The following is a 13,595-nucleotide window of genomic DNA, read 5'->3' as shown; positions in this document are numbered from 1 at the left end:
CGTTGATGAAATTTGCTTTCAACATTATAGACTGGCAGGCCAGGGCGCCAGGGTTAAGTGAAACAGAACAGTGGCATGAATGGTCACGGCTTTCGCACGCCATCGATCCCACTGCGCCATTGGCTAAGCTCAACGAGTTACCGATGATGACGGCTCGCCGACTCAGTTCCGGCAGCAAACTGGCCGTCGATTGTGGGCTGGCGATGCTACGCCGCCATGATATCAATGCTGTTTTGTATACAAGCCGCCATGGTGAACTGGAGCGTAACTACAGGATCCTGCACGCCCTGGCGACTGGGCAGGCACTCTCACCAACCGATTTTGCCCTCTCTGTACATAACTCTGCTGTGGGTAACCTGACGATCGCTGCGAAAAAACCGATTGCCTCCTCCTCGCTTTCTGCTGGCAGGGATACGTTCCAGCAAGGGCTATGTGAAGTCATCGGGCTGTTGCAGGCGGGATATCAGCGCGTATTGATGGTCGATTTCGACGGTTTTCTGCCCGAGTTTTATCACCCACAGTTACCACCTGACATGCCAACATGGCCGTTTGCCGTCGCGCTGGTCATTGAATCCGGTGATAGCTGGCAATGTGAAACCCGTCCGTACTGCGGGCGGGGTGAGACACCGTTGCCGCAAAGCCTATTGTTTTTACAACATTACTTGCAAGATACCAAGGCGTTTACCCTGTCTGGCGAACGCGTACAATGGCAGTGGAGTCAGGGATGAACACGATGCTCCTGCGGCTTAACCGGGTATGGCGACTGGTGATGACCGGTCTTTGCTTTGCCCTGTTTGGCCTCGGCGGACTCCTTCTTTCTACGTTCTGGTTTAACGTCTTGCTGATCGCGATATGGGATAAAGCCCGACGTCGGCGTATCGCCAGACGCAGCATCGCCGCCAGTTTTCGCCTCTTTTTAACGGTGGCGAAACGGCTTGGTGTGTTGGACTACCAAATTGAAGGACGAGATATTTTACGCAATGAACAAGGATGCCTGGTCGTCGCCAACCACCCGACGCTCATCGATTACGTGCTACTGGCATCGGTAATGCCCGAAACCGACTGTCTGGTGAAAAGTGCACTACTAAAAAATCCGTTCCTCAGCGGCGTGGTCCGGGCGGCAGATTATCTGATTAACAGCCAGGCTGACGCGCTATTGCCCGCGTGCCAGCAACGTCTGGAACAAGGCGATACTATTTTAATTTTCCCCGAGGGAACCCGTACACGCCCCGGAGAGGAAATGACGTTACAGCGTGGTGCGGCGAATATCGCCGTGCGCTGCAGCAGTGATTTACGCATAGTGACCATTAAATGCAGTGAACAAATGCTGAACAAAGAAAGCCAATGGTACGACGTCCCATCGGTAAAACCCATGTTTACCATTTCAGTACACGAGCGGGTTAAGATCGACCAATTTTACGACGCAAATTCACAAGAACCGGCGCTGGCCGCAAGGCAGTTGAACCGGCATCTTTTGCTTCAATTACAACCAGGTACTTTACCTCTTTCAGGAATTAATGATGCAAGCGCTTTATCTTGAAATCAAAAATCTCATTATAACGACATTGAATCTCGACGAACTAACAGCTGACGATATTGAAACCGAAGCGGCACTCTTTGGCGATGGCTTAGGCCTGGACTCAATCGATGCCCTGGAGCTGGGTCTGGCGGTGAAAAACGAGTATGGCGTGGTCCTCTCAGCGGAGAGCGAAGAAATGCGTCAGCACTTCTTCTCCGTCGCCACGCTGGCATCTTTCATTCACGCGCAACGTGCCTGAGGATAGTCCGTTATGACCGAACAAAAAGCCATTTACGAAGAAGTCTCCTCACTGCTGGTCAAGCTGTTTGAAGTTGACCCGCAAGATATTAAGCCTGAGGCGCGCCTGTACGAAGATCTGGAACTCGACAGCATCGACGCAGTCGACATGATCGTGCATCTTCAAAAGAAAACCGGTAAGAAAATCAAGCCGGAAGAGTTCAAAGCAGTACGCACCGTACAAGATGTCGTCGATGCGGTTGAACGCCTTCTCATAGAAGCGTAATTCACCGTGTCAGGCACTCGCTCCCTGCCAGTCGTACAACTGCTGACAGGTCTACTGTTGTTGGCCTGGCCGTTTTTGATCTGGTTTGGCCTGGCGCATAACAGTCTGCACTGGTTGCTGCCGTTAATGGCGCTACTCCTTTTTTTACGCTTTCGCCAGGTCCGGCGACAGGCGGGACCGTTGCGCGTCGTGACACAGGTAGTGGTGATCGCGGGTATCACCTTATGCATTGCCAGTTATCTGCTCAAAACGCACCAGCTGCTGCTGTTTTATCCCGTAGTGGTAAACGCCGTCATGCTGTCGGTTTTTGGTGGTTCTCTGTGGTCAGCGATGCCCATCGTTGAACGTCTGGCGCGGCTGCGCGAACCAAATCTGCCCGAAGCAGGCGTGCGCTACACGTACCTTGTGACACTAATCTGGTGCGCCTTTTTCATCATCAATGGCAGCGTTGCGCTCTTTACTGCATTGAATGGCGATATGACCCTGTGGACGACCTGGAACGGTATGGTTTCCTATCTGCTGATGGGAACATTGATGGTAGGCGAGTGGTTAGTTCGCCAACTGGTGATAAAGCGAGATACCCAATGAAGCAGCCCCTCACACTTGCTCAATGGCTCTGTGCCCCACGACCGGACGACATTCCTGTTGCGTGGCAAGAAGATCATACGTGGACACTTGGCCATCTGCGCCATGATGTGGCCCAGTTGATAACGCAACTGCAGCAGCAGGAAGGTGAACGCTGGGCATTATGCTTCGAGAACAGCTATTTATTCATCGTCGCGTTGCTGGCAACGCTCCATGCTGGCAAAACACCGGTGATCCCGGGACATTGTCGCGTCTCGTTGTTAAACGAGCAGCACTTGCTGTTTGATGGCGTACTGAGCGATAAAGCGCTGGACTGGCAGGGAACGCTGCGAGTGGTCAGCTCTGCCATGACATCTGTGGCCCACGACATCACGTTCCCGATAATACGCAGTGACGCCTTTGTGGAGCTATTCACTTCCGGTTCGACCGGCCAGCCGAAACGCGTAATCAAACCGATTGCTCGTCTGGATAGCGAAGCAGCATTGCTCGCTACGCGTTTTGCTGATCGTCTGGCAGGTTGCCGGGTCGTCGCGTCAGTGGTACCGCAACACCTGTATGGTCTGACGTTTCGTATCTTCTTGCCGATGGCTTTAGGCCTCCCGCTGCATGCGGCGATGCTTTGGTATGCCGAACAACTGGCGGCACTGAGCCCTGATCATCGGTATGCGTTTATCAGCAGTCCGGCGTTTCTGAAACGCCTCGACCACCACCTGACACCGCCGCCAATCGAGTTGATTCTTTCCGCGGGCGGCATGCTGTCTTGGCAGGACGTCAAGCAGGCTGCTGACTGGCTGAATGTCTGGCCCGATGAGATCTACGGCAGCACTGAAACCGGAATCCTCGCGTGGCGCTATCGCCATCAGGATGATGTGACATGGCTGCCTTTTCCCGGAGTCAGATTCCAGTCAGAAGACGACGCGTTTCGTGTGTTTTCACCACTAATTGCAGCTGATGATGGCCTGTTACTCGATGATATTCTTCAGTTTATCGAAAACGGACAGTTCCGCCTGATGGGCAGACGCGGGCGGGTGGTCAAGATTGAAGAGAAACGCATTTCACTCAGCGAAGTGGAGCAACGTTTACTGGCACTGGACGGTATCCGTGAAGTCGCAGCATTGCCCGTCTCACGCGGAGGACGTCAGGGCATTGGTGTCCTGCTGGTACTGGATGACGAAGCCCGGCAACGCTGGCTTGAGTGCGGTGGTAAACCGCAAGAACTGACCTGGCGACGTTCGCTGCTGCCCTGGCTGGAGCCGGTCGCTGTTCCCCGCTACTGGCGGGTGATTGATGAGATTCCGGTCAACAGTATGAACAAGCGTGTCTATGCGCAATTACAGGAGTTATTTCATGAAACCCCATGAAATCGAGCGCCATCAGGCACTGCCTCATCAGGCTGAGATTGTTTTACAACTCGACCCTTCTCTGTTTTGGTTCAGCGGGCATTTTAGCGTACAGCCACTGCTGCCGGGCGTTGCACAGCTAAACTGGGCGATGGATTACGCCACCACGCTGCTGGTCCCTGGCTGGCGTTTCCACAGTATTCAAAACGTGAAGTTCCAGTCACCACTATTGCCAGAGGCCACCGTCACCCTGAGTCTGAGCTGGCAGGAAGCGCGTCAGATGCTCACTTTTAGCTACCAGCGCCACGACGGTGACGTGCGCCATACCGCCAGCAGCGGGAAGATTCGGTTATGCCGTTGACCTTTTCCCCATGCGTGTTGATCCCCTGCTACAACCACGGCGCGATGATGTCGGACGTGTTGGATCGTCTTCGGCCGTTCAATCTCCCCTGCATTGTGGTGGACGATGGCAGCGACGAGACTACACGAGATGAACTGGCACGCCTGGCGGCAGAATACAGCAATTTGACGTTAATTCGCCTGCCCATCAACGCAGGCAAAGGCGCGGCGGTTATTCGCGGAATGCAGACGGCAGCAGATGCCGGGTTCAGTCATGCAGTGCAGGTCGATGCCGACGGGCAACATGCCATTGAAGATATTCCCAGGCTGCTTGCATTGGCAAAAGAACATCCGACAGCACTGATTTCCGGACAACCGATTTACGATGATTCGGTCCCTCGCTCGCGCCTGTACGGTCGTTGGGTAACCCATATCTGGGTGTGGATAGAAACGCTCTCGTTGCAGCTCAAAGACAGTATGTGCGGCTTCCGGGTGTATCCGGTGGCCCCCACGCTGCAACTGGCACAGCGTGTAACGCTTGGCAAACGGATGGATTTTGATACTGAAGTGATGGTGCGCCTCTACTGGCAAGGCAACACCAGCTATTTTATCCCCACGCGAGTCACCTATCCGCAGGACGGGCTATCCCATTTCGACGCGCTTAAAGACAATCTGCACATTTCATTGATGCACACTCGCCTGTTCTTTGGCATGTTGCCGCGCATCCCCTCCCTGCTGTGTCGTCGTTCATCGACACACTGGGCGCAGCAACAGGAAGTCAAAGGGTTGTGGGGAATGCGTCTGATGCTGCTGGTCTGGCGTGTACTGGGCCGCAAAGCCTTCTCCCTGCTGCTGTATCCGGTCGTCGGCGTATACTGGCTCAGCGCTTCAACTGCCCGAAAAGCCTCTCAACGCTGGATTAGCCGCGTAAGAGCGCAACTGATCACACGCCGGATGCCAGTACCGCCAAACCTGACCAGTTATCAGCATTTCCTGCGTTTTGGCGGCGCGATGCTGGATAAGATTGCCAGTTGGCGCGGTGAACTGCACTTCGGTCGCGATGTGATTTTTGCACCAGGCGCAGAAAAAACGCTAAATGTCAGCGATCCTCGGGGAAAACTGCTGCTGGCTTCACATCTTGGCGATGTCGAAGCCTGTCGGGCACTGGCCCAGCTACAGGGCAGTAAAACAATCAATGCGCTGGTATTTAGCGATAACGCCCAACGCTTTAAACAGATCATGCAAGAGATGGCGCCGCAGGCTGGATTAAATCTGCTCCCGGTGAACAGTATTGGTCCAGATACTGCCATTCTGCTCAAAGAGAAACTGGAGCGCGGTGAATGGGTAGCCATCGTAGGCGATCGCATCGCAGTCAATCCCCAACGCGGCGGCGAGTGGCGTGTGTGCTGGAGCCGCTTTATGGGGCAAAACGCGCCATTCCCTCAGGGCCCGTTTATTCTTGCGTCTATTTTACGCTGCCCTGTAGATCTGATTTTTGCCCTGCGCCAGCAGGAGAAACTCCACATCTACTGCGAACCGTTTGCCGACCCGCTGCTCTTACCGCGCGTCACACGACAACAGGCATTACAGAATACTGTCGATCGCTACGCCGAACGCCTTGAGCACTATGCGCTTCAGTCGCCCCTCGACTGGTTTAACTTTTTCGATTTCTGGCAACTGCCGGACACCAATGACAAGGAGTAAAGGGTGCTTAACGATCCCCGTTTTACGGCTGAAGTCGAGCTAACTATTCCGTTTCACGACGTCGATATGATGGGCGTAGCGTGGCATGGTAACTACTTCCGTTACTTCGAGATTGCCCGTGAGGCACTGCTGAACCAATTCGATTATGGCTATCGGCAGATGAAAGAATCTGGCTATCTGTGGCCCGTGGTCGACACTCGGGTGAAGTATCGCAATGCGCTGACTTTCGAGCAGCGTATCCGTGTACGCGCCCAAATTAAAGAGTACGAAAATCGCCTGCGAATCGGCTACGAAATTTTTGATGCCGAAACAGGTAAACGTGCTACAACAGGCTACACCATCCAGGTCGCCGTCGACGAAAAAAGCCGTGAACTGTGCTTTGTCAGCCCGGATATTCTGTTTGAACGGATGGGAGTGACACCATGAAATTATGGCCATTGCTCGTGCTGCTCGTCAGCCCTTTCGTCAGTGCCCTGACGCTCGACTCCCTACAACAGCGTTTTACCGAGCAACCGGTGGTTCGCACCCACTTCGATCAAACCCGGACGATAAAGGATCTACCACAACCGCTGCGATCTCAGGGCAAGATGTTGATCGCCCGCGACAAGGGGTTGTTGTGGGATCAAACGTCCCCGTTCCCGATGCAGCTGCTGCTGGATGACAAACGGATGGTTCAGGCAATTAACGGTCAACCACCGCAGACCGTTACCGCTGAGAATAACCCGCAAATGTTCCAGTTTAATCATCTGCTGCGGGCGTTATTCCAGGCGGATCGTAAAGTGCTGGAACAAAACTTCCGCGTGGAGTTCGCAGACTTAGGAGAAGGTCGCTGGACGCTACGCCTGACGCCAATCACCACACCGCTGGATAAGATTTTTGCGACGATTGATTTAGCAGGAAAGACCTACCTGGAGAGCATTCAGCTCAATGATAAACAGGGCGATCGCACCGATATCGCGCTTTCCCAACACCAACTAACGCCAGCGCAACTGACCGATGACGAACGCCAACGCTTTGCCGCCCAGTAAACGTCCCGCGCTGTTATGGGGAGTCATCTGCCTGCTTCTGCTGGGCATCTTTCTGACGCTGCTACCTCAGGCCCGCCTTAACAGCAGCGTGCTGGCCATGTTGCCAAAGCAGACGCTGGGCGCTATACCTCCAGGTCTGAACGAGGGATTTATGCAGCGCCTTGACCGTCAGGTGGTCTGGCTGGTGAGTCCCGGTAAGCAACCGAACCCAGCGATAGCCCGGGACTGGCTGGTTTTACTGCAAAAATCGCACGCGCTAGCCCAGGTAAAAGGTCCAATGGATGCCGACAGCCAGCAGGCCTGGGGGGTATTCTTCTGGCAACATCGTAACGGCCTGATAGATAACGAGACCCGCGCCCGGCTGCAAAACGGCGGCGAAGCGCAGGGCCAGTGGATCCTGTCCCAACTTTACTCCGCATTCTCCGGCGTCAGTGGCAAAGAGCTACAAAACGATCCCTTCATGCTGATGCGTGGCTCGCAGCTGGCCATGGTCAAAACTGGGCAGCGTCTGCGCCTGATGGACGGCTGGTTGGTCACCCAGGATGAACAAGGCAACTATTGGTATCTGTTACATGGCGAACTGACCGGTTCATCGTTTGATATGCAACAGACGCACCAATTGGTCACCACGTTGAATACGCTGGAAGGTGAGCTCAAAGCCCACTATCCACAGGCTCAACTGCTATCTCGCGGGACGCTGTTCTATAGCGATTACGCCAGCCAGCAGGCGAAAAAAGACATCTCTACTCTCGGCATAGCCACTGTGCTCGGGGTGATCCTGCTCATCGTGGCTGTATTTCGTTCGCTGCGTCCGCTGCTGCTGTGCCTGATTTCGATTGGCATTGGTGCGCTGGCGGGGACCGTCGTCACGCTGATGATTTTTGGCGAGCTCCATCTGATGACGCTGGTGATGAGCATGAGCATCATCGGTATTTCCGCCGACTATACGCTCTACTATTTGACCGAACGAATGGTGCACGGTGCGGAAACATCGCCATGGCAAAGCCTTGCCAAAGTGCGCAATGCCCTGCTCCTGGCGCTACTCACCACCGTAGCGGCTTATCTGATTATGATGCTGGCCCCCTTCCCCGGTATTCGCCAGATGGCGGTATTCGCGGCGGTAGGTCTGAGTGCCTCCTGCCTGACGGTCATTTTCTGGCACCCGTGGTTGTGTCGTCGGTTGCCGGTACGCCCGGTGCCGGCAATGGTACTCATGCTACGCTGGCTTGCTGCATGGCGACGCAATAAAAAACTCTCCGTTGGCCTGCCGCTGGCACTGGCGTTGTTCTCGCTGGCAGGAATAGCGACGCTGCGCGTAGATGATGATATCTCCCAGTTACAGGCGTTGCCGCAGGAAATTCTCGCTCAGGAAAAAGCGATTACCGCCCTGACCGGGCAAAGCGTCGACCAGAAGTGGTTTGTGGTGTACGGCAAATCCGCTCAGCAAACGCTGGAGCGGCTGGAAACCTTTACCCCCGCGCTGGAACAGGCAAAAAAAGACGGATTACTCAGCGGATATCGCACTATTCCGCTCAATTCACTCGCCCGGCAACACCAGGATCTCTCTCTGCTAAAAGATGCTTCTCCCGCCATCACGAAAGCCCTAAACAACGCCGGGCTGGCAACGGTGAACCCCGATCTTAGCGCCATGCCTGTAACCGTCGATGCCTGGCTTGCCAGCCCAGCCAGTGAAGGCTGGCGCTTGCTATGGCTGTCTCTGGCTGATGGCGAAAGCAGCGTATTGGTTCCCGTTGAAGGGGTGAAACAAAGTGATGCTTTAAATACGCTCAGCGTGAAATATTCCGGCGTGGCGTGGGTGGATCGCAAGAGCATCTTTGACAACCTGTTTGCCCTTTATCGCCATATTCTGACCGGCCTGCTGTGCATTGCGCTGGCGGTGATTGCCTGTGGCGCCATCATTCGGCTTGGCTGGCGTAAGGGCTTAATTAGCCTGGTGCCCTCAGTGCTGTCTTTAGGTTGTGGTCTGGCAGTACTGGCCCTGAGCGGTCATGCGCTCAACTTGTTCTCGCTGCTGGCACTGGTGCTGGTACTGGGAATTGGCATTAACTACACGCTGTTTTTCAGTAATCCACGCGGTACGCCACTGACGTCGCTGCTGGCTATCACGCTGGCGATGATGACCACGCTCCTGACGCTCGGCATGCTGGTCTTTAGTGCCACTCAGGCAATCAGCAGTTTTGGCATTGTGCTAGTAAGCGGTATTTTCACCGCATTTTTGCTGTCACCGCTGGCGATGCCAACGAAAAGAGAGAAGAAAAAACGATGAGTAAACCGATATTTCGTTGGTTGAGTGGGCTTTTGCAGAATGGCGGCATTGCCTTATCCGATCTACGTCAGCACACCATTTGTAGACCGGATAAGCGCAGCGCCATCCGACAGGGCCTGCTCGTCGCCACGTTGCTGCTGGCAGGTTGCAGCCACTCACAGCCGGAACAGAAAGGCCGCCCGCAAGCCTGGTTAGAGCCGGGTATTCGTGTAACGCTACCTGCTCCGGGGATTTCTCCCGCGGTGAATTCGCAACAACTACTAACCGGTAGTTTTAACGGCAAAACTCAGTCACTGTTGGTCATGCTCAATGCTGATGACAAGAAAATCACACTTGCCGGGCTGTCATCAGTCGGCATTCGCCTGTTCCTCGTGACTTACGATGAAAAAGGACTGCACACCGAGCAATCGATCATCGTTCCACAATTGCCGCCAGCCAGCCAGGTGCTGGCTGACGTGATGCTTAGCCATTGGCCGATTAGCACCTGGCAACCGCAATTACCCACAGGCTGGACGCTCGTCGATACGGGTGATAAGCGTGAGCTGCGCAATGCACGCGGCAAAGTGGTCACGGAAATCACGTATCTGAATCGAAGAGGAAAACGCGAACCGATCAGCATTGAGCAGCACGTTTTTAAATACCACATCACCATTCAATATCTGGGTGACTGAGATGATCTACATTTCTGCCGTTGGCATGATTAACGCGTTGGGCAATAACACTGATGAAATCGCAGCCAACCTCACTCGTGGCATAGCGCCGGGAATGCGCCCGCGCACGGGCTGGCTGCAAGGACACCCATCCGCCGTGTTAGCAGGCGTTGACGGTGAGTTACCCGCTATTCCTCAGCACTTTAGCGCTCATCGTTCGCGCAACAACCAGCTATTGCTGGCAGCACTGATGCAAATCCAGCCGCAGGTGGACGATGCTATCGCCCGATTTGGTCGCGATCGTATTGCTGTTGTTCTCGGCACCAGCACCTCCGGCCTGGATGAGGGTGACGTTCACGTTGATTTGATGCTCAACGGCAAAGAGAGCACTGACTGGCGCTATCCGCAACAGGAACTGGGCGATCCGTCGCGTTTTCTTAGCCACTGGCTGGCGCTGGATGGCCCGGCCTTTACGCTCTCAACCGCCTGCTCGTCCAGTGCAAGGGCTATCATGAGCGGACGTCGTTTGATCGAATCTGGTCTGGTCGATATCGCCATTGTCGGCGGTGCGGATACGCTAAGCCGAATGCCAATCAACGGATTCCACAGTCTGGAATCACTCTCCCCAACGCTGTGTCAACCGTTTGGCCGCGACCGTTGTGGGATCACCATTGGCGAAGGCGCCGCCTTGATGGTATTAACCCGCGAGCCACAGCCTATCGCGCTCCTTGGCGTCGGCGAATCCAGCGACGCGTACCATATTTCGGCTCCCCATCCACAGGGGGAAGGTGCCATTCGCGCCATCGGCCAGGCGCTTAACGACGCAGGAATGACGCCGGAACATGTGGGCTATATCAATCTGCACGGTACCGCTACACCGCTAAACGATCAGATTGAGTCCAACGTCGTGAGCGCGCTATTTGGCGAAACGGTCCCGTGCAGTTCAACCAAACACCTGACCGGGCACACACTGGGCGCCGCGGGGATCACCGAAGCAGCTATCGGTGTGTTGATTCTGCAACGCTACCTGCCGCTACCACCGCAGGATTTTAGCCAGTCACCACGCGATGAAACATTGCCAGCCTGCGGCATCATTGAACAGCCGCAGTCACTGACTCGCCCGGTTATCTTGTCAAATTCGTTTGCCTTCGGCGGTAATAATGCCAGCATCCTGCTCGGGAGAATCTCATGAGCCACTATTTATCACCGGGCGACTATTTGCCGCATGATGCGCCAATGCTGCTCCTTGAAGAGGTCGTCAGTGTGGCGGACGAAACCGCCATCTGCCACGTGACGGTATCAGCAAACAGCGTACTGGCCCCTTTCCTCGACCCCGATGGCAATCTACCTGGCTGGTTCGCACTGGAACTGATGGCGCAGACCATTGGCGTCTGGTCTGGCTGGCACCGCCAGCAACAAGGTCAGGCGAGTATTACGTTAGGCATGGTACTGGGCGCACGTGACTTAGTCTGTGCCACAGGTGTTCTGCCTGCCGGGAAGAAGCTGAGCATCCATGTCAAATTGCTGATGCAGGATGCACGATTCGGTAGCTTTGAATGTGCCATCCAGGCAGACAACGAGACGCTGGCAACCGGTCGCGTCAACACCTTCCAGCCGACATCAGAAGAAATTAACACGCTATTTCAACAAGGAGCGTCCACATGAGCCGTTCAGTTTTAGTTACGGGTGTCAGCAAAGGTATCGGTCGCGCCATCGCCAGACAACTGGCCGCGGACGGTTTTGTGGTCGGCGTACACTATCATCGCGATGTGCAAGGAGCACAAGAAACGCTGGATGCTATCCTCGCCGCTGGCGGCGCAGGGCGCCTGTTGACATTTGATGTTGCCAATCGCGAGCAGTGCCGTGAAATACTGTCGCAAGATATTGAGGCAAACGGCGCATGGTACGGCATTGTTAGCAACGCTGGGGTCACTCGTGATGCCGCTTTCCCTGCGCTCAGTGATAACGACTGGGATGCGGTGATCCATACCAACCTCGACAGCTTTTACAACGTCATTCATCCGTGCATTATGCCGATGATCAGCGCACGCAAGGGGGGCCGTATCATCACACTGTCTTCGGTTTCGGGCGTGATGGGCAACCGTGGTCAGGTCAATTACAGTGCTGCAAAAGCCGGAATTATTGGTGCCACTAAAGCGCTGGCCATCGAACTGGCAAAACGCAAAATTACCGTAAACTGCATTGCACCGGGACTCATTGATACCGGGATGATCGAGATGGAAGAAGCCGCATTGAAAGAGGCGATGTCGATGATCCCCATGAAACGGATAGGTCAGGCTGAAGAAGTGGCCGGGCTTGCCAGTTATTTAATGTCGGATGTGGCGGGCTATGTAACTCGCCAGGTGATTTCCATCAATGGAGGGATGTTATGACACGTCGTGTCGTGATTACAGGCATGGGCGGCGTCACCGCCTTTGGGGAAAACTGGCAGGCTGTCTCCGCCAGGTTATTGGCATATGAAAATGCGGTACGCAAAATGCCGGAGTGGCAGGTTTATGACGGACTGCACACACTGCTGGGTGCGCCGATCGACGACTTCACTCTACCGGAACACTATACCCGCAAGCGAATTCGCGCCATGGGTCGCGTATCGCTGATGTCCACCCGCGCAACAGAGCTGGCGCTTGAGCAGGCCGGGCTGATTGGCGATCGGGTACTGACTAACGGTGAAACCGGGATCGCTTATGGTTCATCAACCGGTAGTACCGGTCCAGTGAGCGAGTTCGCGACCATGCTGACCGAGAAGCATACTAATAACATCACCGGCACGACCTACGTGCAAATGATGCCGCACACCACTGCCGTTAACACTGGATTATTTTTTGGTCTTCGGGGGCGAGTCATTCCGACATCCAGCGCCTGCACATCCGGTAGCCAGGCAATTGGTTACGCATGGGAAGCCATTCGGCACGGTTATCAAACAGTGATGGTCGCCGGCGGTGCAGAAGAACTGTGCCCTTCCGAAGCCGCCGTGTTTGATACACTGTTCGCTACTAGCCAGCGCAACGACGAGCCGAAAACCACCCCCTCCCCGTTCGATGAAAAACGCGATGGTCTGGTCATCGGAGAAGGCGCAGGTACGCTGGTGCTGGAAGAGCTGGAACACGCTAAAGCGCGCGGAGCAACGATTTATGGTGAAATCGTTAGCTTTGCCACTAACTGCGATGCTGCCCATATCACCCAGCCACAGCGCGAAACAATGCAGATTTGCATGGAAAAATCGCTAAATATGGCCGGTATTAGCGCCCGCGATATCGGATATATTTCAGCTCACGGTACCGCAACCGATCGCGGTGATATTGCAGAAAGTCAGGCAACTGCTGCAATTTATGGTGATAATGCGCCGCTATCCTCGCTTAAAAGCTATTTTGGACATACCCTTGGCGCTTGTGGCGCACTAGAGGCCTGGATGAGTCTGCAAATGATGCGAGAAGGCTGGTTTGCGCCTACGCTAAATTTGAGTCAGCCAGATGCTAATTGTGGAGCGCTGGATTACATTATGGGTAAAGCCCGCAAGATTGATTGCGAATTTTTGCAGAGCAATAACTTTGCGTTTGGCGGCATAAATACTTCTATCATCATTAAACGTTGGCCCTGAT

16 protein-coding genes are annotated in these 13,595 nt (G+C 54.6%); all 16 read left to right on the top strand.

The window, feature by feature from the left end; translation table 11 throughout:
• The first annotated feature begins 5 nt into the window (after positions 1–5).
• From O6D90_RS01355 to O6D90_RS01280, 16 genes are read left to right on the top strand one after another with little or no spacing between them, the layout of a single operon-like run.
• Positions 6–728: a beta-ketoacyl synthase chain length factor gene (locus tag O6D90_RS01355; RefSeq protein WP_016157671.1), complete on the top strand. Its 723-nt coding sequence runs from the start codon at positions 6–8 to the stop codon at positions 726–728.
• Positions 707–1,540: a lysophospholipid acyltransferase family protein gene (locus tag O6D90_RS01350; RefSeq protein WP_085951091.1), complete on the top strand. Its 834-nt coding sequence runs from the start codon at positions 707–709 to the stop codon at positions 1,538–1,540. Before O6D90_RS01355 ends, O6D90_RS01350 begins: the two co-directional genes overlap by 22 nt.
• Positions 1,521–1,778: a phosphopantetheine-binding protein gene (locus O6D90_RS01345; RefSeq protein WP_016154854.1), complete on the top strand. Its 258-nt coding sequence runs from the start codon at positions 1,521–1,523 to the stop codon at positions 1,776–1,778. Before O6D90_RS01350 ends, O6D90_RS01345 begins: the two co-directional genes overlap by 20 nt.
• 12 nt (positions 1,779–1,790) lie before the next feature.
• On the top strand, positions 1,791–2,042 hold the full coding sequence (locus tag O6D90_RS01340; RefSeq protein WP_016154855.1) for an acyl carrier protein: 252 nt from the start codon (positions 1,791–1,793) through the stop codon (positions 2,040–2,042).
• 6 nt (positions 2,043–2,048) lie between these two features.
• Positions 2,049–2,630, top strand: a complete 582-nt coding sequence (locus O6D90_RS01335) for a hypothetical protein (RefSeq protein WP_016154856.1) — start codon at positions 2,049–2,051, stop codon at positions 2,628–2,630.
• Positions 2,627–3,988, top strand: a complete 1,362-nt coding sequence (locus O6D90_RS01330; RefSeq protein WP_271143240.1) for an AMP-binding protein — start codon at positions 2,627–2,629, stop codon at positions 3,986–3,988. The genes O6D90_RS01335 and O6D90_RS01330 overlap by 4 nt, the downstream gene beginning before the upstream one ends.
• Complete coding sequence (locus O6D90_RS01325) at positions 3,975–4,328, top strand: hypothetical protein (RefSeq protein ID WP_016157672.1); 354 nt, start codon at positions 3,975–3,977, stop codon at positions 4,326–4,328. Before O6D90_RS01330 ends, O6D90_RS01325 begins: the two co-directional genes overlap by 14 nt.
• Positions 4,319–6,010 (top strand): glycosyltransferase family 2 protein, encoded by a 1,692-nt coding sequence (locus O6D90_RS01320; RefSeq protein WP_016157673.1) that lies wholly within the window; start codon positions 4,319–4,321, stop codon positions 6,008–6,010. The genes O6D90_RS01325 and O6D90_RS01320 overlap by 10 nt, the downstream gene beginning before the upstream one ends.
• Before the next feature lie 3 nt (positions 6,011–6,013).
• Positions 6,014–6,436 (top strand): acyl-CoA thioesterase, encoded by a 423-nt coding sequence (locus tag O6D90_RS01315; protein ID WP_003827529.1) that lies wholly within the window; start codon positions 6,014–6,016, stop codon positions 6,434–6,436.
• Complete coding sequence (locus O6D90_RS01310; RefSeq protein ID WP_016157674.1) at positions 6,433–7,038, top strand: LolA family protein; 606 nt, start codon at positions 6,433–6,435, stop codon at positions 7,036–7,038. The genes O6D90_RS01315 and O6D90_RS01310 overlap by 4 nt, the downstream gene beginning before the upstream one ends.
• On the top strand, positions 7,007–9,325 hold the full coding sequence (locus O6D90_RS01305; RefSeq protein ID WP_016157675.1) for an MMPL family transporter: 2,319 nt from the start codon (positions 7,007–7,009) through the stop codon (positions 9,323–9,325). Before O6D90_RS01310 ends, O6D90_RS01305 begins: the two co-directional genes overlap by 32 nt.
• The gene (locus O6D90_RS01300; protein ID WP_016157676.1) at positions 9,322–9,996 is read left to right on the top strand and encodes a DUF3261 domain-containing protein; all 675 of its coding nucleotides are present in this window, start codon (positions 9,322–9,324) and stop codon (positions 9,994–9,996) included. The genes O6D90_RS01305 and O6D90_RS01300 overlap by 4 nt, the downstream gene beginning before the upstream one ends.
• 1 nt (position 9,997) lies before the next feature.
• Positions 9,998–11,167, top strand: coding sequence for a beta-ketoacyl-[acyl-carrier-protein] synthase family protein (locus O6D90_RS01295; RefSeq protein WP_016157677.1), 1,170 nt, complete (start codon positions 9,998–10,000; stop codon positions 11,165–11,167).
• A complete protein-coding gene (locus tag O6D90_RS01290; RefSeq protein ID WP_016157678.1) occupies positions 11,164–11,640 on the top strand; it encodes a hypothetical protein in 477 nt (158 codons plus the stop codon). Before O6D90_RS01295 ends, O6D90_RS01290 begins: the two co-directional genes overlap by 4 nt.
• Positions 11,637–12,368: a 3-ketoacyl-ACP reductase FabG2 gene (locus tag O6D90_RS01285; RefSeq protein ID WP_271143239.1), complete on the top strand. Its 732-nt coding sequence runs from the start codon at positions 11,637–11,639 to the stop codon at positions 12,366–12,368. Before O6D90_RS01290 ends, O6D90_RS01285 begins: the two co-directional genes overlap by 4 nt.
• Positions 12,365–13,594, top strand: a complete 1,230-nt coding sequence (locus O6D90_RS01280) for a beta-ketoacyl-ACP synthase (RefSeq protein WP_271143238.1) — start codon at positions 12,365–12,367, stop codon at positions 13,592–13,594. The genes O6D90_RS01285 and O6D90_RS01280 overlap by 4 nt, the downstream gene beginning before the upstream one ends.
• Position 13,595 lies beyond the last annotated feature (1 nt).

Origin of the sequence: Citrobacter sp. 21OH12SH02A-Citro, from assembly GCF_027919895.1 — a bacterium.
GTDB lineage: Bacteria > Pseudomonadota > Gammaproteobacteria > Enterobacterales > Enterobacteriaceae > Citrobacter > Citrobacter braakii.
The sequence above is the reverse complement of the archived record's forward strand: the minus strand, read 5'-3'. Positions and strand labels throughout refer to the sequence as shown.

What these genes read in the sequence shown, in the direction of transcription:
- O6D90_RS01355 (WP_016157671.1), top strand. Translation starts at nt 6, where the DNA reads ATGAAATTTGCTTTCAACATTATAGACTGGCAGGCCAGGGCGCCAGGG.
- O6D90_RS01325 (WP_016157672.1), top strand. Translation starts at nt 3,975, where the DNA reads ATGAAACCCCATGAAATCGAGCGCCATCAGGCACTGCCTCATCAGGCT.
- O6D90_RS01290 (WP_016157678.1), top strand. Translation starts at nt 11,164, where the DNA reads ATGAGCCACTATTTATCACCGGGCGACTATTTGCCGCATGATGCGCCA.
- O6D90_RS01295 (WP_016157677.1), top strand. Translation starts at nt 9,998, where the DNA reads ATGATCTACATTTCTGCCGTTGGCATGATTAACGCGTTGGGCAATAAC.
- O6D90_RS01345 (WP_016154854.1), top strand. Translation starts at nt 1,521, where the DNA reads ATGCAAGCGCTTTATCTTGAAATCAAAAATCTCATTATAACGACATTG.
- O6D90_RS01285 (WP_271143239.1), top strand. Translation starts at nt 11,637, where the DNA reads ATGAGCCGTTCAGTTTTAGTTACGGGTGTCAGCAAAGGTATCGGTCGC.
- O6D90_RS01280 (WP_271143238.1), top strand. Translation starts at nt 12,365, where the DNA reads ATGACACGTCGTGTCGTGATTACAGGCATGGGCGGCGTCACCGCCTTT.
- O6D90_RS01340 (WP_016154855.1), top strand. Translation starts at nt 1,791, where the DNA reads ATGACCGAACAAAAAGCCATTTACGAAGAAGTCTCCTCACTGCTGGTC.
- O6D90_RS01320 (WP_016157673.1), top strand. Translation starts at nt 4,319, where the DNA reads ATGCCGTTGACCTTTTCCCCATGCGTGTTGATCCCCTGCTACAACCAC.
- O6D90_RS01310 (WP_016157674.1), top strand. Translation starts at nt 6,433, where the DNA reads ATGAAATTATGGCCATTGCTCGTGCTGCTCGTCAGCCCTTTCGTCAGT.
- O6D90_RS01305 (WP_016157675.1), top strand. Translation starts at nt 7,007, where the DNA reads ATGACGAACGCCAACGCTTTGCCGCCCAGTAAACGTCCCGCGCTGTTA.
- O6D90_RS01350 (WP_085951091.1), top strand. Translation starts at nt 707, where the DNA reads ATGGCAGTGGAGTCAGGGATGAACACGATGCTCCTGCGGCTTAACCGG.
- O6D90_RS01300 (WP_016157676.1), top strand. Translation starts at nt 9,322, where the DNA reads ATGAGTAAACCGATATTTCGTTGGTTGAGTGGGCTTTTGCAGAATGGC.
- O6D90_RS01330 (WP_271143240.1), top strand. Translation starts at nt 2,627, where the DNA reads ATGAAGCAGCCCCTCACACTTGCTCAATGGCTCTGTGCCCCACGACCG.